The following is a 17627-nucleotide window of genomic DNA, read 5'->3' on the forward strand; positions in this document are numbered from 1 at the left end:
CCGAAAACGCGCGGATTAACGATGGCTGAAAGAAAGTTCTTGAAAATCGTTGTTGGCGTTGATTTGGGAGCAAGTATTGAGTATTAATTTGGCGTTTAAATCTCCTGTGACCCTTATCGCCGCGAAATCCACGGATGAAGTAGAAGCGTAGACAATCGGCGAGATTTCCGGATTTGTTGCAGAGGATTGCATCGCTTGCCTGCGATGAAGTAGTCTTGGCAGAACAATTATGGAGTTAGATTCAATGGATAAACAAAGCTCAAATACTGTTTGGCATCATGCCACCGTAACACGTAGCCGCCGAGAGATTTTAAACGGGCACAAATCGGCCATTCTGTGGTTTACAGGTTTATCCGGGGCAGGCAAGTCAACTTTGGCTCATGCCGTCGAGGAGCGGTTGTACCAGTTAAAGTGTCGAACGTTTGTGTTGGATGGCGATAACGTTCGCCAAGGCTTATGTGGCGATCTGGGGTTTAGTCATCAAGACCGGCAGGAGAATATCCGTAGAATTGCCGAAGTCGCCAAATTAATGCTGGAGGCCGGTACGATAGCGTTAACTGCCTTTATTTCGCCCTTCCGGGCTGAACGGCAATATGCGCGAAATTTGGTACCGCACGGCGATTTTATTGAAATTTACTGCAACTGCGATTTGTCCGTGTGTGAACAGAGGGATGTAAAAGGTCTATATAAAAAAGCGCGGCAAGGCGATATTAAACTATTCACCGGCATATCTTCTCCTTATGAAGTGCCGGAAAACCCCGAGATGATAGTAGGTACCGGAACGTATGAGTTGGAAGCCTGTGTCGATCAAGTGATGAGCATGCTCGAGCAGCGCGGTGTTATCGCCTCTACTAAAAGCGAAATGTAAAGTGAATATAGACGTATTTAATGGCGATGCAGATGGTATTTGTGCGTTGCTACAGTTGCGATTGGCTTTTCCCAAGGAGTCTGTGCTTGTTACTGGGGTCAAGCGCGACATTGGTTTATTAAGTCGAGTTTGCGCTGAGGCAGGCGATCAGATAGTTGTGCTCGACATCTCTCTGGATAAGAATCGCTTAGCGCTATGCGAGCTTCTTAATAAAGGTGTCAGCATTTTTTACATGGATCACCATTATTCAGGTGAAATTCCCGTTCACCAAGGTCTGACCTCTTTAATAAGCACTGATGCGAATGTTTGCACAAGTTTATTGATGAGCATTTATTTGAAGCAACGCTTTGCCGAATGGGCTGTGACAGGGGCTTTTGGCGATAATTTGGATGCTTCGGCAAGAGAAGCTGCTAAGTTACTTGATTTAACGGCCCAAGAATTGCTTCAACTACAGCAACTGGGAATTGCTATCAATTACAACGCTTACGGTACGAGTATCGATGATCTATATTTTGCTCCGGATGAGCTCTATAGGCAGCTGGAAGGTTTTATATCGCCGTTTGACTTTATCCGGGATAAGGCGGAAATTTGTCAGCAATTATTTAATGGTTATAACGAGGATATGAGTCTAGCGGCGCAAGTTGATGCTGAATATCAGACCGACAGTATCTCGGTAGTTATTTTGCCTGATGAAAAGTGGGCAAGGCGGGTATCTGGTGTATGGGGAAATCAACTGGCTAATCAATATCCGGATAGGGCTCATGCAATCGTTAGCAACAATCAAAGAGGAGGCTATCAAATTAGCGTTAGAGCCCCGATAAATAATAAAGTTGGTGCCGATGTGTTATGTGCCTTATTTTCGGGTGGCGGCCGTAAGGCTGCGGCAGGTATTAATCATATTCCATACCAGCAGTTGACCAATTTTGTAGCGGCTTTTCAAAGCCAATATCAATGAGCCAAGTTTTTTGTGAAAAATAGCTTATTAATTGCTTGTGTTGTTTATACGATTTTTGTTGTTTACGGCAGTTTGGTGCCATGGCAATTTAATAGTATTTCGTTAAGCGATGCTTGGTTTCGTTTTCAGAATATTGAATATTTGACCCTGGGTATTGCGTCAAGAGCAGATTGGGTTGCCAATATTCTGCTATTTATACCGCTTGCCTTTCTTTGGCTGGGCACGCTTTCCCTAAAGCAACAATTTGTTGGTAGGTGTGTGTCGTCAGTTTTTGTATTGATAGTCAGTTTTTTGCTTTGTTCGACTATCGAATTTACTCAGTTATTTTTTCCTCCCAGAACGGTGTCGTTAAACGACATAATAGCCGAAACTTTGGGAGCCGCCATTGGTGTTTTTGCGTGGTGGGTTTTTGGTGGAAGATTTGCCAATTGGTTTGAAAATTGGCAAATAAATAAAAACAATTCAGTTCCCTATTTGCAAATCTATTTGGGGTGTATGTTTTTTTACAGCGTCATGCCGCTGGATTTAACCCTAAGTCCTGTTGAGTTTTATCATAAATGGCATGAAGGGCGCGTTATTCTACTGCCATTTTATGGGTTAAAGGGAGAAGCTTTTCGAGATATATATGACTGCTTGTCTGATGTCATATTATGGATGCCAATTCCTTGGCTATGGTATAAGCTGAAACCTTTGAGTAAAGTTGATCTATTAAAAAGAGTTTTTTTCTCGGCAACTATAATTGAGTTTTTTCAGCTGTTTGTATATAGCAGGGTTACCGATGTTGCGGATATTTTGCTTGCGTTGGTGGGTGGTTTTATTGGCGTGCAATTGATAACGTTAGGTTCAAATGGGCTTGCTTTGGTCGGAAGTGCTAGTGATTTGAAAAGTTATCATAGGTTCACTGTTTTGTATGCGTGTTTAGCGTATTTTTTATGGGCATTAGTTGTAGGATTTGTATTTTTGTACCCTTATGATTTTGAGTTGAGTTATATAAGACTTTCAACTTGGAGTGATAAGTTTCTTAGAGTGCCTTTTTATGCATATTATTATGGTACCGAATATAGGGCTATTACAGAGGTTTTTCATAAAATTTTATTTTTTATGCCTTTTGGTTTGATAGGGTATTCTTTTCAGTATTTTAATAGTCGCAATCAAGCAAGTATCATTATTTTGGCTGTAATAGTGATGACGGCTCTGAGTATTGAATTTGCACAATTGTTTTTGCCAAATAAAAATGTTGATATAACAGATGTTATTTTAGAATTTTTTGGAGGGTATCTCGGTTATTCGGTGGTCAAGCTGCTGCAACCTAATGGACCTGCTTTGCCGGAGCCTAAAAACAAGCTGGGAAATGAGGTTCTGTTTGCGATTTCAAGGGGGCAGGCTAATTTTGCTGAAGGCTCGGCTTTCGTGAGTCGTCCAAGAAATATTACGAGCTATACAAGTGGGATTCCCCTATTTTTGCTGGCAGTGGGATCTGTATTTGTGACTTTGGGTGTGCTGATATTTGTCAGTGGCTCTGAGGCTATGCCTTACAATGTGAGGGAGTTATTTTCGAAAGAATATCGAATCATCAGTGCTTTAGGCATAGCTGTATTGATTTATTGGTGCTTTGCATATCCGCTATTCTCTTTGATGAATATTTTGAAAAACGGTAGGGGAGAAGTTTTTTTTTATGCTCGTTTTTTAGCGGTACATACTCTGATAGCGTGGATGTTGGTAAGGGTTATTGTTCCCCTGGAAAGTATACATGATGTGTTGGGCTCTCCTATTTTGAGTATCCCCGCAGAGCTAGAGCTAGCGTTTCGGTTTTTAGGTTTGTTTGGTGTATATTCATTAATCGCATTGACAGCCACTCATGCGGCGCTTTTTTGGGTGGTTTCAACTCGGCAGTTGGTGCGGCTTTTCGTTTTAGGCTTCTTTTGGATATTATCGTTACTGCCGTTTGGGTATTGGATCGTGGTTATTGAAGCTGCGACGGACAATCTAACAGAGTTAATGATCAATAGTGGCTATTCTTTCGCGGTCATCTGTATTGGTATTTATTTTTTTCTGGTCGGCTGGCTAGGTTCGTCAATTTTATTTTTAACAGTTTTTAATAATAATCGGCACATTGTTGTTATCGGATTTTTATTTATAATTTCTTTTCCATTAGGCTATCAGTTGTTAAGTTGGGGAACGGAGCAGTTTATTCTAAAGTATGATGCTGTTTTTTCGGCTATGCAATTTTTGTTAAGTGCTGATAGAAGTCATTTAGTTTCAGGCGATATATTAATGGCGCGTTTTTTTGTGGCGCACTTTGGACTGGTTTTATTGGTTTTTACGGCTCAAGCCCCGCTGTGTATGATTTTTCGTAATGTGGTTACGTCGAAATATTCAACGAAGCCCATGTAACGAAGTGCTTAGTGGTGTTTTAGTTTTTCAGATGGCTATTTTAGTTTTTATTATTTTTTTTAAATTGATGCGTATTTATGTGCTTGGGTAGTCTTGCATGATATTTAGAAGTTTTCCATTCGCACTTATTCTGATGGCATTATTGAGCATATTCGTTACGAATGTAGTTGCGATGGGTATTCAGGCTGAGCTTGTCGTAGATGGCGTTAACGTGAAAGACGACAAAGAGAAGACTCAAACAGCTTCAGATGGAGTTAAAGATATACTAAGTTCGGTTGATCTTAAAAAAGATATTGCTAAAATTCATAGTCATGAAATAGCTGTCCAAAATATCAGGGCCAAGGTTTCTCCAGACGAATTGGCTGTTGACGATTCTTCGATCTCACGACCTATATTTCGACAGCAGGAAAACATTAATAAATCTGCGCAGTTTTCCTTCTTTGTTCCAGATTTTTCTGATGCCGATTTGGTTTGGGGGAGGGGTGGCTATAATTACTCCGATGATGTATTTTCCTCTAAAAAACTCCTGGACGAACTACGGGATAGTCTTGGGGAAGGAATATATAGCAAATTAGTTTGGACCTATTACGATCTCAAAGACCTTGACAGCAGGATATATGCGAGCATGGTCGGGTATGATTTAAGTGGCAGTAATTTGTTGGGAAAATTACAACAGTTTATCGGGGTGGATGAGAATTTGAATGCTATGATAGTTTTCAAGAGCAGTATTGGGATAACTGCTAAACCTGAGGGTGCTGGTGATAGGAAAAATCAAGATTCTGGCAGAAATTCTAAGGTTATACTTGACTTCTCTCAACGTAATTTCGCCAGAAAAGAAGAGGTTGATACTGGGCGACTTCAATATATTTTAAAATACTTGACGATAAAGAATTTTGTATACAGCTTATTGGCATTAATGGGGTTTGGTTCGGTTTGGCGGATGTTTAGGTTTTTTGTTAAACAAGATTTAAGATAACTGCTCCTAAAAAAACATTGAGAAATCTTGATATATCTTTTGATGGAAAAAGTTTGGATGGGTTGTTGTGAACCGCCCCGGTTGTCTCGGAGGCTCTAACCTCTGAGGGAATTGAGCACTGAAAGAGAAAACTACTAAACATTATTCATCGGAAATTCGAGAACAAGCGGTTTGCATGCTGCTAGATCATCAGGACGAATACCCGTCCGAATGGGCGGCGATTCAATCGATTTCTGCCGAGTCTGGTTGTGCAGCCGAGACCTTACGTCGCTGGCTGCGGCTGTCGCAAACGGCTGGCGTAAAACCTAAAGGGCCGGTCGACAGCCAGTCGGAGCAGACCAAGGCTCTGGAGTGCGAAGTCCGCTAGTTACGCCTGGCCAACGAGATTCTGGGTGAGGTGTCGGCGTATTTTGCACATGCGGAGCTCGACCGCTCGTCCAAACTATGAAAGCGTTCATTGACGACCATCGCGTCGTTTATGGGGGCGAGCCGATCTGTAAGATATTGCCGATTGCCCCTTCGACGTATTACCAGAAGTGATCCCTTGGTTTTGAACAGGAAATCGATGATTTGAAGTGAAATCCCTGTCATGGTTTAGGTGGCCAACTTGTCGGGGAGTCGCTATTTTTGCCGAAAGATTTTTTCGAACTTCCCAGCAGGAAAAAGTCGGCAAAAGCTACGCGACTTCTTATGCCTGCTGCCCCCTGATTCGTCCGCGTCACCTTGTTCCGATCCAGCAAGGGGGGGGCGAAACACAGACTCTCGCATGACTTAACGCCATGTCGCGATGCCTTGCAGGTTTTCTCCGCTTCTGTGCGAAAACCTGCAAGGCGCTACGGCTATCGGGGACTAAAAAATCTTCACTTCGCTAATGCTCCGTTTCCAAGATTTTCAGCGAGGGTTGGTAACCCATCGTTATAAGCCTAATGCGGCGTTTTTTGTTTCAAACTGGAATGTGGTCGCCCGTGGTTATACCACTCGGAATAATCCAGGAATGAAGCACGGGCTTGGCTGACGGAATCGTAAGCATGTAGGTAAATCCGCTCGTACTTGACGGATCGCCATAGTCGCTCGACAAAACATTATCTCGCCAGGCCTGCGGCCGTCCATACTAAGCTGGCAGCCTTGGCTTTTCACCACGTCGATAAATGCCTTGGCGGTTAACTGGCTGCCTTGGTTGGTGTTAACGAATGTTCAGTCTGCCATAGTGTTTGAAAGCTTTTTCCAAAACTTCCACGGCATGGCAGGCTTCCAGAGTTATCGACGCCTTGGCAGCCAGGACTTCGCGGCTGGCTCAGTCGACGACTGTCGTTAAATACGCGAATCCTTTGGTCGTTGGGATGTTGGGCGTATCCAGCGCCCAGGTCTGATTGGCGTATTGCCTCATAGAAAAAGGTAACCGAAGTATCAGAGTCGTTGCCTCACATTAGAGGTAACCTGGACTTGTGAAAAAATGAGTTTCAATTGTTGCTCAATGGCGGCCTTAAGAGCAAATGGATTGAGTTTGGCATGATGTTCCTGGAGAGTCTGTTTGGTGGTTTCCGGAATGCCAGGATGATTGATCACCCGTTGGTAAGGGGTTTGCGGGGCATGGTATTTTTTCACGACTTTGGCGCCGTCTCGGTGTTTTTTCTGAAGTTTCAGACTGGGGCAGAAATGATTCTGCAAAGGGCACCAAAGCGTGCTGTAGACCTCGTTCATCAACGGCACCAGCGCGGCATTATCCAGCCGGTCGTAGCCGAATAATTGCCTGGCGTGAGTCCAGTTTTTCTGCTCGACGTGAGCATTGTCGTTTTTTTTGTAAGGCCTGGCGCGGGTAAACGCAGGCTTTTGCGGGTGGTCGGTGAAATAGCGAACCAGGTGATGATTGAGAAATTCAGAACCATTGTCGCAATCGAAGCCTTTCAAAGGGAATGGCAACAGGTTCTCGATGGCCTGAATCTGTTCCAGGATACCTTGCGAGCCTTTATTCCAGGTGGCCCGGCATTCGGTCCAGCCGGTGACAATGTCCGTCATCGTCAGGCTCCAGACGAAATCGCCGGCCAGCGAATTGCCACAGTGAGCGACAGTATCGGCTTCGACAAAACCGGGCTGGGTCTCGTCCCAGTAATGAGTTCGGATGGGAATCTGGGTTTTCAACAGAGACCCGGGTTTGGTGCCGGACAAGCCTTTGGGGTGCTGGACGCGCAAGGGTTTGAGCAAGCGATCCAAGGTCGCCGCCGAAACCTTTAGCAAGTCGGCACGAACCTGATCGGAGAGTGAGCCGTACTGCGCTTCGTAGTGCGGCAGCCAGATCGGTATCGCTGCTTTCAGGCGCTTGCCGCACAGTTGATCGCTAGCGAACCAGATGCGCTTCAATGGCTCCAGCAACACCTCGGCTTGATATTTCCGCTTGGGGCCGGGCCGTTTGCTAGGCGAAGCGGTTGGCTTGGCTTTTCGATTCAGCAAACGAATCGCGTACTTACGGGCGTAGCCGCAGACTTCGCAAAACTCGTTCAGGATCGTTTGTTTCGTGGCCCTATCACTTTGTCGATAACGTTTTTGGATGGCGTGTAAATAGGCTCGTCGTTCGTGTTTTCCCATGGTGGTAACCCGCTTGATTTCGGTTACACACAATGTGAGGCAACGACCCGTTTTTACTGAACCCTTGGGTTACTTTTAATTTGAGGCAATTCGTTGGCACGGTCGACGGTTGTGTCGCGCAGCAAGTAGGGATAGACTTCTTGGTCGGGTGTCTTCTTGCTGGTGTTAGGCTTGCAGTAAACCGCCTCGATGCCCATTTTCGTGGTCAAGGTTTTCACCCGCTTGCGGCCGATCAGGATATGTCTTGCAGATTGAGCTGATCCCGTAACTGGCGAGGGCCCATGAACGGGTGTTTCAGGTGCAGTTGATCCAGACGCTTCATGATGTCCAAATCGCACTCCGAAACCTGCAAGGCATCGCGACACGGCGTTAAGTCATGCGAGAGCCTATGTTTCGACTCCTTGTTGGGTCGGAACGAGGTGGCGTGGACGAATCGGGGCGCCGCGGGCATGCGGTCGCGTAGTTTTTGCCGATTTTTTCCTGCAGGGAAGCTCGAAAAAATCTTTCGGCAAAATAGCGGCTCCTCGAACTCCATTATCGCAAAGGTTGGAGTCTTCGAGAAAATGGGGGCGATTCGCTTAAAAGACTACCGGAATTAAAAACAAAAACCCCGGTGGAATGAGTTTTCAACCGGGGTTTTCCGACAGTGGCGAATTTCAAATTCGCCTAGAATGCCAAATGTTAGGCTGATTTTCTACGTTGTCCTGCTAAGCCTAACAGACCAATTCCTAACAGTGCCAAAGATGTTGGTTCAGGAACTGAGACTGTGTTGCCATTGAATTGACCGTTGCCGCCATTGGAAGTTTTAGCATTGTTCGTTGTGTCAAAAAAGGCACTGGAATTATATTCCAGAGTTTTAGGGTCAAAGTAAGCATAGGCTGAGCCGCCAATAGCGCGAAGTTGTGCTGATACACTACCGCCTTCAACGTTACCGCTTCCAGTGAAGACAAGTGAATCAATTGCTAAATCGAGCCATACACTGCCTGATTGAGCGTCTAAAACCTCGGCATCGCCGCCTGCTGGGGTTTGATAGTTAGTAACGGTATCGTTTACAAAAATCCGTGCGAAAGCACCGCTAAGATCATAAGTGCCGTTTGTAAGCAGTGAAATACCGCCGAACGCAAATGTTAGCTCGTAACCAGCATCCATAAACGCAGGGCCGGAAGAAAATCCGCCGTTAACGCGGTCGATTTCGCCAACCCCTTGCAAGAAGTAACCTGTGGCACTAGTGCCGACGCCAGTGACCGTAGCTGTTACATCATTAATCCCAACAGCATTTGAGTAAAGAACTGGGTCGGTATCAGTTGCTGAATACCACTGAGTAAATTTAAATTCGCTCAAAAAGTCGTGGTCTGCTGCATCTAGATAGTCAGGATCCCAGTTTACATGGTCAACGCTCAACGCGCTTGCTGCACTGCTAAGGGCTAGCAAGCTTGCTGCGCCGATTAGTTTCAGTTTGGTAGATGTTTTCATAGTAGTCACCTTAAGTATCAGAAAAATTTAAAAGACCTAGTGTTCAGTCAAGCACTACTTAGCATGTATTGTGCCATTTGTTATATTTTATATAAGCTATTGTTTGTTATGTGGTTTTATTTTGGTGTGTTTGTGCGATTAACTTCCAAGTCAGTATGCTGTAAAAAAACCTGACGTTTGTTATGGTGCTAGTAGCTCCCAAGGTGCTTATGCAAGCTGTTATACTCATTTCTACTTGACCAGTTGTTAGGGGAATAAAAATGGATTCACGCACTTTAATTGCCGCTTTAACCGAATTTCAGCAAGCAATCGGTATTGATGGAGTAGTCAATAATCCAGATGTATTGGGTCTCATAGCTGCAAATTGTGTCGGAATTAGTCGCAGCATTCCGGCAATTGTCGTACCTGAGGATGTATCAGCTGTTTGTCAGATTGTCAGGATTGCTAATAAACATCAAATATCTCTTTATCCCTACAGCACTGGGCGAAATTGGGGCTATGGCTCAAAAAACCCAGCTCAGGACCATTGCGTGTTGGTTGATTTATCACGGATGAATAAAATCCTGGACTTTGATAAGGAAACAGGTTTGCTCACTATCGAGCCCGGAGTTACCCAACGCCAGCTTGATGCTTATTTAAAGCAGCATGACCATCCGTATCTGATTCCGGTTACCGGGGCTGGACCTGATTGTAGTCTGGTTGGAAACGCCTTAGAGCGAGGCTACGGCATCACTCCGTATGCTGATCACTTTGGGGCGGTAATGGGACTTGAGGCCGTGCTACCCAACGGAGAAATTTATCTTTCCATGCTCTCTGGTTTGGGAGGCGAGGCGGTTGATAAGGCTTTTAAATGGGGGATGGGGCCTTACATGGACGGTCTTTTCTCGCAAAGTAATTTTGGGATTGTCACCAAAATGACGATTGCTTTGGCGCCAAAACCGGAGCGAGTTGAGGCGTTTTTTTTCAGTGTAAAAAAAGCTGACGATCTAGGGTTGGCGGTTGAAAAAGTCCGGCAGGTGTTGCGTGAGGTGGGAACGGTGACGGGTTCTATCAACCTGATGAACAAACACCGGGTATTGTCGATGTCGGAGCCTTACCCAAAAGACCGCTTGGGCTCGGATGGGTTGATTCCGGAAGATGTGCTGCAGCAGCTTATGAAGCGCAATCAGGTCATGGAATGGACCGGTGTGGGTGCTATTTATGGCAATAAGAAAGTTGTTGCTGCGGCGAGAGGGGAGATTCGAAGAATATTAAAGCCTGTCGCCAAACGGCTTGTTTTTTTTACCCCGGGTTTAGTGAAATTCATGCATGGCGCCGCGCAGGCTTTGCCAGTTATCCGCGACTTACATTTAGTTAATGTGTTGGGGACGTTGAATAAAACCATGCAATTGTTTGCGGGAGAGCCAAGCGAGATTGCCTTGCCTCTGGCCTACTGGCGGTCAGGTGTCATGCCGACTGATGGTACCTCGATGAATCCGGATAAGGACGGTTGTGGGCTTATTTGGTATTCGCCGCTTCTACCCATGAAACCTGAGTTAACTCGCCAATATGTCGAAATGGTGAAATCCATCTGTATCAAACATAGAATCGAGCCGTTGATCACCTTGACTAGTATTTCGGATCGTTGTTGGGATAGTACCATTCCAATTTTGTTTGATAGGCAAGACGCAGATGAGGTTGCCAGGGCACAAGCTTGTTATCATGAACTGTTAGATACGGGGCGAAAACATGGTTTTGTGCCTTATCGTCTCGGTATCCAGTCTATGGATTTGCCGGCTAAGGAACATGCCGTTCCTGATGTTTTGCGTTCTCTAAAGCAGGCTGTCGACCCAAACAATATTATTGCCCCGGGTCGTTATGGCTTATAGACAAACTGGGGGGCGCTGGGTTTGGCTAATAAAGCCAACCCAGCATCTAGGTGGCTGCTAGTTTTTAATCGAATCTAGCATGGCTTCGGCGAAAACTTTGTGAACCTCTGTGGTTGGATGGATTTCATCCCAAAATATCAAACCGTTTCCTGCATCGAAAGGCACTATTGAACAATTGTCTTGAGTCAATACTGGACTATAGAGACATCCTGCCGCAGGTCCTGCTACAACCTGATCATCTCTAACGATCAAGGATTTGGTTATGGAGTAAATGTCGACTTTATAAATTTTGATTTTAGGTAGCTTTGCAAGTTCTCTCAATTCTATCCTTAGCCTGTTGTTGTGATCGATAGTTTGGAATGAAAGGAGGTCGAGAATTTCCGGATGAGGATTTGCGGGGTCTTGGTAAGCTATGAAATTAGCAATCGGTACTTCACTTAGGTCAGGGAGATTGGGCACTAGAAAACGGCGAATCCCTGAAGCATACAAGTTACGAATCGATTTGCTGATATTGTCGACAACTTGTTCTGTAGGAATCACGATTCCCTTGCCAAATTGATTGAGATAATCGTTTGCTCCACTCCAAACAAAAGCCAAAGAGTTTTCAACAAAGCTGTCATTTTTTATGACCTTGAACATGCCTACTTGCCCTAGTAGGCCGGTCACATTAAATTGTCCTAGTACCGAATTGCCGAAACTAGTTTCAGAGCCACCATAAGCAAAGCTTATGGCTAGGTTTTTATTTGGTTTCAGCGTAAGTTTTTCTGGAGAGAGCGCCAATATAGGCTTTACTTTAGACGAGTTGCCGAGTGACTTCCAGAATTGTTCAGCGGCATTTGGACCGTTCGAAAATCTACCGTTGAAATATCGCTTTTGGGGAGGGACGGGTATGGGAAGTCCTGAGGCGGATGTCTGTATATAAACGTTGCCGGTGTCCGATAAGCTATCACCGAAAACATAAAGATTCCGGTTGTTCTCCGCCAAGGCTGAGTTGCTGAGTTGCAACGATATTAAGGTAAATAAAATAAATCGTAGCATTGAAGTTTTCATTTTTTCTTCTCCCTAATAGGGTGGCAGGATTAATGGTAAGTTATTGATCACTAAAGTTTTTATAAATATTTTTTTATCTCGCTCCCTTACCCCACAAAATAACCTCCACCGTGCTCAGCATTATCGTCAAGTCCAGAAATAGGCTGTAGTTTTTGACGTAATACAAATCAAATTGCAGTTTTTGTCGGGTATCGTATTCGCTGGCGCCATAGGGGTAACATAGTTGCGCCCATCCGGTAATGCCGGGTTTAACCCTATGCCGTTCTTTATAATAAGGAATATTCTCTTCGAAGCCTTTTACGAATTCCGGTCTCTCCGGGCGCGGGCCGACAAAGCTCATATCGCCTTTTAGTACGTTTAGCAGTTGCGGCAGCTCGTCTATCCGATATTTACGAATCACTTTGCCGACGCGAGTTACGCGGTCATCGGTTTGGCTAGCCCATTGCGCGCCATTTTTTTCAGCGTCGATACGCATACTGCGAAATTTAATGACATCGAACGGAATGTCCCGATAGCCGACACGTTTTTGCCGATAGAAAACCGGTGCACCAAAGCCGCTTTCGATATAGATCGCCAACATGGTGAGGATCATTAGCCACCAACTGACAGATAGTAACAGCAGACTGGCTAAAATATCGAAGCTGCGTTTGACGATGGGGCGCAAACCGCCACTCACAAAACCATCGGAAAACATCAGCCAGCTTGGACTCAGCGCCTCCAGAAAAACCAGCCGTTGCTCTCTCTCATAGAAAGTTTGCAAGTCCATGATTTGCACGCCGGACATTTTGATGTCCAGCAGTTCCTCCACGGGTAGTTTTTTTCTACGATCATCGACAGCGATGACTATTTCATCGACGTTAGCGGCTTCGACAATATCGGTTAGCCTGATTTTTTCGTTGAGCGCAATCGCATGGGGTACGCTTATTGGTTCGTCCTCCAGCGTGATGTAACCGACTATTTCAAATCCTCTATAAATATAGCTGGAATTAACGACGCTGAGTTCGCCCGCTCTTTGCCCGCATCCCACCACTAACACCCTGCGTTTTAAATTATCCAGATTGACGAAGCGATAAAATAAATAACGTGTTAACAGCAAGCCCACAAAAGAAAAAATAATTGCGGAAATCAGGACGCTGCGTGCCAGCATCAAATCGGGAATGATGTAGTAGATGAACGCCAGTATAAAAACCGCAACGGCAAAGCTGAAGCTGATGCGCTGGAGAATATTGTATTCTTCTTTATCTAGTGTTTTGCGGTACAAGCCCAAACCGGAACAGCTGGCGATAAACACCACTGCGTAAACCGCTGCTGAAGCAGCGAGTTCGGATTGAGAATACCAGGATGCTATATATAAAAATCTGAGGCCAGCGCCGCAATACATAGCCAGATAAAACACCAAAGATTCCACTATAAGCAACCAAAGGTAGGCGGTGGAAATGTAATGTCGAAAAATTCTTATCATGTGAAGGCTACCGCTAACTCCTGGATAATAACTATTTGACGATATTCTGTTTTAGAAGCGTCTTGATATGTTCAGCGGGAATAGCATAGGTGATGCCGCTGGGATTGGATATGGCATTTTCTTTGCTGCCCTGTACAAAGACTTTGTTAATGATACCAACAACTTTTCCGGAATTGATGTCGTACAAGGGGCTGCCGCTGTTGCCGGGGTAGGCGGTGGCGTCTAATTGGAACACATTGAAAGGCGTCTGTAGTCGTTTCAGCATGTTGACGTTTAACTGCCGAGTGGCGATTGCCGGTATGGCGTTGGGTGAAATAGCCGAAATAATGCTTCGGTGCGTGACCGGATACAAACCCAGCACCATGCCTATTGGGTAACCGGTGAATGCATATTGCTCGCCCTCCCGCACTATTAATGAGTCACCGATTTCCAGTGCGGGTAAAACTCCGCCGTCTACCTTTAGCAATGCCAGATCGTGATCTTCATCGGTCACGGTCAGTTCTGCAATTTGCATTTGTTCTTTTTGCTCGTGGCGATAAAAAACCGCATAACGTTCGAGGTGCTCTTCGTCTAGTTTTTTTGCGGTTACGTGAGCGTTGGTAACCACTTTTCTGCCGTCGGCAACGGCGAAGCCGGTGCCCAGGAATACCGCACGCGGGTTTCGTGTTGGCATATAAGTGCCGATGGCTACTATTCCGGGTTTGACTCGGGCAAGAATGTCGGGGAGGTTAACTTCATCGGCATGGCTGGTGGCGATGGTGCATAGTCCGATAAATAGCGCCAAGAGATAAAGTATTTGGTTTTTCATGGCTGGAGGAGTTAAGGGGCCTTAATTGGTAGAGCTTGGAAAGTTTAGTCTAACTTAGCATGAATGCGGGCGTCGTCGTGAATTAACCGTTGTTTACACTTTGGTAATAGACAGGCACCGGCTTAGATAGCGCTTAATGTCCACCGGGAAAAACGCGCGTGGGCATTAACCTACTAAAATTATATACCCAGTGAACTAGTTGGTTTCTTTTGAGTCTTATTTTTCGGAGATAGTAAGACAATTCCCGGTAGTGTGTGGCAGTGGTGTATCAGCGGGTTTGAGATTAAAAAACGCAGGTCGCTGGCCTTCTGTTAAATCGCTACCGGTTTTTTTATGCTTATATCAGACCGATTCTGTTTGAAAATCGTTGTTCTTCCAACACAAAACCTCCGCGCCATCCGGTTTCCAATCCGCCAACACGTAGCGTCTGGCCGGCCGGTCATCCAGCATAAATTCGTGTAATTTCGGTCGATGCGTGTGTCCATGGATCAATGTGCAGCAACCATACTTGTGCAGGCTTTCGACCACCGTATCCTGGTTAACATCCATAATATCCAGGGTTTTGCCGCGTTTATGGTAATAGCTGCGCAACCGATACCAACGTGCCGCTATCAGCCGCAGCCATAAGGGTTTGGACAGCACATTTTGTTGCCATTCCGGGCTGTGCGATTTGCTGCGAAAAGCCTGGTAAGCCAAGTCGTCGCTGCAGAGTAAATCGCCGTGGGTTAGTAAAATTCGCTGACCATTCAATTCGATAGTCGCATATTCATCCAACAAACGGATACCGGTTTCCTGGCAGAAATCTTGACCCAGCAAAAAATCGCGGTTGCCCTGTAGTAGAAAAATCTCGGTGCCGGCGTCGCTAAGTTGTTTGAGAGCGTTTTTGATGGACGGGATAGGTCGGGTATTGTCGTCGTCGCCGATCCAGGCGTCGAACAAATCGCCAAGGATATACAGCGATTTTGCCTCAATGGCGCGCTGCTGCAAAAAGCCCAAGAAACGCCGGGTGATCTCCGGTTTTTCCAAAGCCAGATGCAGGTCGGAGATGAAGAGTACGTCTTGTTTCACGTTAAGCAACAGCGGTTTCCGCCCACTTACCGGCGGAAACCGCTAATTATTATTCGATAACTTCGGCTTTTTCGATAACGATGTCGGTTTTCGGTACATCCTGATGCGGACCGCGATTGCCGGTGGCTTGTTTGGCCATGGCATCGACGACATCCATGCCTTCGATCACTTCTCCGAATACTGCATAACCCCAACCGCTAGGGCTTGGGCTGGTGTGATCCAGAAAAGAATTGTCTTTATAATTGATAAAAAATTGCGCGGTTGCCGAATGCGGATCGTTAGTACGGGCCATTGCCAAGGTGCCGCGTTTGTTTTTCAGGCCATTGTCGGCTTCGTTCTTGATCGGTGCATTAGTTTCTTTTTGTTTGAATGAGGTATCGAAACCGCCGCCTTGGGCCATAAAACCTGGGATTACCCGGTGGAAAATGGTACCCGCATAAAAGCCCTGTTTCACATAGGCCAAAAAGTTGGCGGCGGAAACCGGTGCTTTTTCGTCTTCCAATTGAATGACGACGTCGCCCAGGGAAGTGGTTAATTTGACTTTGCTATGTGTATTGGACATTTTATTTTCTGTTGCAAATGAAAGGGTTGAGAATAAAAACAGCATCAGGTAAACCAGGGTGGTACGCATTGATAGCTCCATAATCGCGCTGCAAGCCGCGAATTCTATGTGTTTTTATCTTGAAAGAGAAGCTGGAATCTTGATAGATTGCCAGATGTTTCGCTACATCCACCTATGGTCAACATGTTGAAAATCTACAACACCTTAACTCGAAGTAAGCAAGAGTTCATTCCCAAACAGCTTGGCAAAGTCGGTATGTATGTCTGTGGCATGACGGTTTACGACTACTGTCATATCGGCCACGCGCGGGTCATGGTGGTGTTCGATACGGTCGCCCGTTATTTGCGGCATGCCGGGTATCAGCTTACCTACGTCAGAAATATTACCGACATCGACGACAAGATTATTCAGCGCGCCAATGAGAATGGCGAGGCGTTTACCGCATTGACCGAACGCTTTATCGATGCGATGCACGAAGACGAGCGCGCTTTGTCGGTGTTGCCGCCGGATATTGAACCAAAAGCCACGCAATCGATTGCCGACATCGTGAAGATGATTTCGACATTAATCGAGCGTGAGTTTGCCTACGTCGGTAGCAATGGTGACGTGTTTTATGCGGTAAACCGCTTTGACGGCTACGGCAAGCTGTCCGGTAAAAATATCGAAGACTTACAAGCCGGTGAGCGGGTGAATGTCGATACCGCCAAACGCGATCCGCTGGATTTTGTACTGTGGAAAATGGCCAAGCCCGGCGAACCTTATTGGGATTCACCGTGGGGGCAGGGCAGACCGGGCTGGCATATCGAATGCTCTGCCATGTCGACTTGTTGCCTGGGTAATCATTTTGATATTCATGGCGGCGGCATGGATTTGCAATTCCCGCATCACGAAAACGAGATTGCCCAGTCGGAAGGCGCCACCGGCGAACCCTTTGTGAATTACTGGATGCATAACGGTTTCGTGCGGGTCAACGAAGAAAAAATGTCCAAATCGTTGGGCAATTTTTTCACCGTGCGCGAGGTGTTGAAACAATATCGCCCGGAAGTGATCCGCTTCTTCATCCTTTCCAGCCATTATCGTAGTCCACTGAATTATTCCGATGAGCAACTCGACGAGGCGGGTGTGGCTTTGACTCGTTTGTATACAGCCTTGAGAGGTGTCGAAATTATCGATGCGGCTATCGATGCAGATTACTGCCAGCGTTTCGAGCAGGCGATGGATGACGACTTTAATACACCAGTGGCTTTGGCTGTTCTATTTGATTTAGCGCGCGAATTAAACAAAGCCGAGGAAAAAAGCGTGCTAGCGGCAACATTAAAGCGACTGGCGGCCATTTTGGGCATATTGCAGGACGATCCGGACAGTTTTTTGAAGGGTGGGGCAGCGCCGGATGGCATGAGTGAAACGGAAATCGAGCAATTGATCGACGCCAGAAAAGCTGCCAAAACGGGCAAAGACTGGACGCGCGCCGACCAAATCCGCGATCAATTGAAAGCACAAGGCATAGTTTTAGAGGATGTGGCCGGCGGCAACACTATTTGGCGTCGCGAAAGTTAAGGA

Annotated in this window: 14 protein-coding genes, 2 pseudogenes and 1 other annotated feature; of the genes and pseudogenes, 7 read left to right on the forward strand and 9 right to left on the reverse strand. The window is 45.9% G+C overall.

The window, feature by feature from the left end:
• Positions 1–244: 244 nt before the first annotated feature.
• The 5 genes and pseudogenes from cysC to ACR02O_RS08340 form a co-directional block, all read left to right on the forward strand.
• Complete coding sequence (gene cysC / locus ACR02O_RS08320; RefSeq protein WP_445368283.1) at positions 245–868, forward strand: adenylyl-sulfate kinase; 624 nt, start codon at positions 245–247, stop codon at positions 866–868.
• 1 nt (position 869) lies between these two features.
• On the forward strand, positions 870–1823 hold the full coding sequence (locus tag ACR02O_RS08325) for a DHH family phosphoesterase (protein ID WP_494523190.1): 954 nt from the start codon (positions 870–872) through the stop codon (positions 1821–1823).
• Between the two features lie 12 nt (positions 1824–1835).
• Positions 1836–4217: a VanZ family protein gene (locus tag ACR02O_RS08330; protein WP_494523191.1), complete on the forward strand. Its 2382-nt coding sequence runs from the start codon at positions 1836–1838 to the stop codon at positions 4215–4217.
• A gap of 133 nt (positions 4218–4350) precedes the next feature.
• Positions 4351–5193 (forward strand): hypothetical protein, encoded by an 843-nt coding sequence (locus ACR02O_RS08335; RefSeq protein WP_494523192.1) that lies wholly within the window; start codon positions 4351–4353, stop codon positions 5191–5193.
• A 175-nt stretch (positions 5194–5368) separates the two neighbouring features.
• Positions 5369–5727, forward strand: a pseudogene (locus ACR02O_RS08340) (transposase); the annotation flags it as partial.
• Positions 5596–5712, forward strand: a sequence feature (AL1L pseudoknot). (Overlaps the previous pseudogene by 117 nt.)
• A gap of 389 nt (positions 5728–6116) precedes the next feature.
• On the opposite strand, the pseudogene ACR02O_RS08345 reads toward ACR02O_RS08340, so the two are convergent.
• From ACR02O_RS08345 to ACR02O_RS08360, 4 genes and pseudogenes are all read right to left on the reverse strand, one after another.
• A pseudogene (locus ACR02O_RS08345) lies at positions 6117–6260 on the reverse strand (integrase core domain-containing protein); the annotation flags it as partial.
• 340 nt (positions 6261–6600) lie between these two features.
• A complete protein-coding gene (locus ACR02O_RS08350) occupies positions 6601–7776 on the reverse strand; it encodes an integrase (RefSeq protein WP_458136872.1) in 1176 nt (391 codons plus the stop codon).
• A 232-nt stretch (positions 7777–8008) separates the two neighbouring features.
• Positions 8009–8227 carry a hypothetical protein gene (locus ACR02O_RS08355; RefSeq protein WP_205451134.1) on the reverse strand — a complete coding sequence of 73 codons (219 nt, stop codon included), beginning with the start codon at positions 8225–8227 and terminating at the stop codon, positions 8009–8011.
• Between the two features lie 230 nt (positions 8228–8457).
• Entirely contained in the window at positions 8458–9249 is a 792-nt protein-coding gene (locus ACR02O_RS08360; protein ID WP_205451133.1) for a PEP-CTERM sorting domain-containing protein, read from the reverse strand.
• Between the two features lie 260 nt (positions 9250–9509).
• On the opposite strand from ACR02O_RS08360, the gene ACR02O_RS08365 reads away from it, so the two are divergent.
• Complete coding sequence (locus ACR02O_RS08365; RefSeq protein WP_458136873.1) at positions 9510–11117, forward strand: FAD-binding oxidoreductase; 1608 nt, start codon at positions 9510–9512, stop codon at positions 11115–11117.
• Positions 11118–11174: 57 nt separating this feature from the next.
• On the opposite strand, the gene ACR02O_RS08370 is transcribed toward ACR02O_RS08365, so the two are convergent.
• From ACR02O_RS08370 to ACR02O_RS08390, 5 genes are all read right to left on the reverse strand, one after another.
• A complete protein-coding gene (locus ACR02O_RS08370) occupies positions 11175–12167 on the reverse strand; it encodes an SGNH/GDSL hydrolase family protein (protein ID WP_205451131.1) in 993 nt (330 codons plus the stop codon).
• Positions 12168–12240: 73 nt separating this feature from the next.
• Positions 12241–13629, reverse strand: a complete 1389-nt coding sequence (locus tag ACR02O_RS08375) for a TIGR03013 family XrtA/PEP-CTERM system glycosyltransferase (RefSeq protein WP_033155656.1) — start codon at positions 13627–13629, stop codon at positions 12241–12243.
• A gap of 31 nt (positions 13630–13660) precedes the next feature.
• Positions 13661–14437 (reverse strand): S1 family peptidase, encoded by a 777-nt coding sequence (locus tag ACR02O_RS08380; protein ID WP_458136874.1) that lies wholly within the window; start codon positions 14435–14437, stop codon positions 13661–13663.
• 342 nt (positions 14438–14779) lie between these two features.
• Entirely contained in the window at positions 14780–15505 is a 726-nt protein-coding gene (locus tag ACR02O_RS08385) for a UDP-2,3-diacylglucosamine diphosphatase (protein WP_458136875.1), read from the reverse strand.
• Positions 15506–15554: 49 nt separating this feature from the next.
• The gene (locus ACR02O_RS08390; protein ID WP_171694539.1) at positions 15555–16136 is read right to left on the reverse strand and encodes a peptidylprolyl isomerase; all 582 of its coding nucleotides are present in this window, start codon (positions 16134–16136) and stop codon (positions 15555–15557) included.
• A gap of 114 nt (positions 16137–16250) precedes the next feature.
• On the opposite strand from ACR02O_RS08390, the gene cysS reads away from it, so the two are divergent.
• Positions 16251–17624 (forward strand): cysteine--tRNA ligase, encoded by a 1374-nt coding sequence (gene cysS, locus ACR02O_RS08395; RefSeq protein WP_494523193.1) that lies wholly within the window; start codon positions 16251–16253, stop codon positions 17622–17624.
• Positions 17625–17627 lie beyond the last annotated feature (3 nt).

Source organism: Methylomonas sp. PHL2-19 (genome assembly GCF_059331595.1).

Coding starts and splice junctions, on each gene's coding strand:
- cysC (WP_445368283.1), top strand. CDS start 245: ATGGATAAACAAAGCTCAAATACTGTTTGGCATCATGCCACCGTAACA.
- ACR02O_RS08380 (WP_458136874.1), bottom strand. CDS start 14,437: ATGAAAAACCAAATACTTTATCTCTTGGCGCTATTTATCGGACTATGC.
- ACR02O_RS08350 (WP_458136872.1), bottom strand. CDS start 7,776: ATGGGAAAACACGAACGACGAGCCTATTTACACGCCATCCAAAAACGT.
- ACR02O_RS08355 (WP_205451134.1), bottom strand. CDS start 8,227: ATGCCCGCGGCGCCCCGATTCGTCCACGCCACCTCGTTCCGACCCAAC.
- ACR02O_RS08390 (WP_171694539.1), bottom strand. CDS start 16,136: ATGCGTACCACCCTGGTTTACCTGATGCTGTTTTTATTCTCAACCCTT.
- ACR02O_RS08370 (WP_205451131.1), bottom strand. CDS start 12,167: ATGAAAACTTCAATGCTACGATTTATTTTATTTACCTTAATATCGTTG.
- ACR02O_RS08365 (WP_458136873.1), top strand. CDS start 9,510: ATGGATTCACGCACTTTAATTGCCGCTTTAACCGAATTTCAGCAAGCA.
- ACR02O_RS08375 (WP_033155656.1), bottom strand. CDS start 13,629: ATGATAAGAATTTTTCGACATTACATTTCCACCGCCTACCTTTGGTTG.
- ACR02O_RS08335 (WP_494523192.1), top strand. CDS start 4,351: ATGGCATTATTGAGCATATTCGTTACGAATGTAGTTGCGATGGGTATT.
- cysS (WP_494523193.1), top strand. CDS start 16,251: ATGTTGAAAATCTACAACACCTTAACTCGAAGTAAGCAAGAGTTCATT.
- ACR02O_RS08360 (WP_205451133.1), bottom strand. CDS start 9,249: ATGAAAACATCTACCAAACTGAAACTAATCGGCGCAGCAAGCTTGCTA.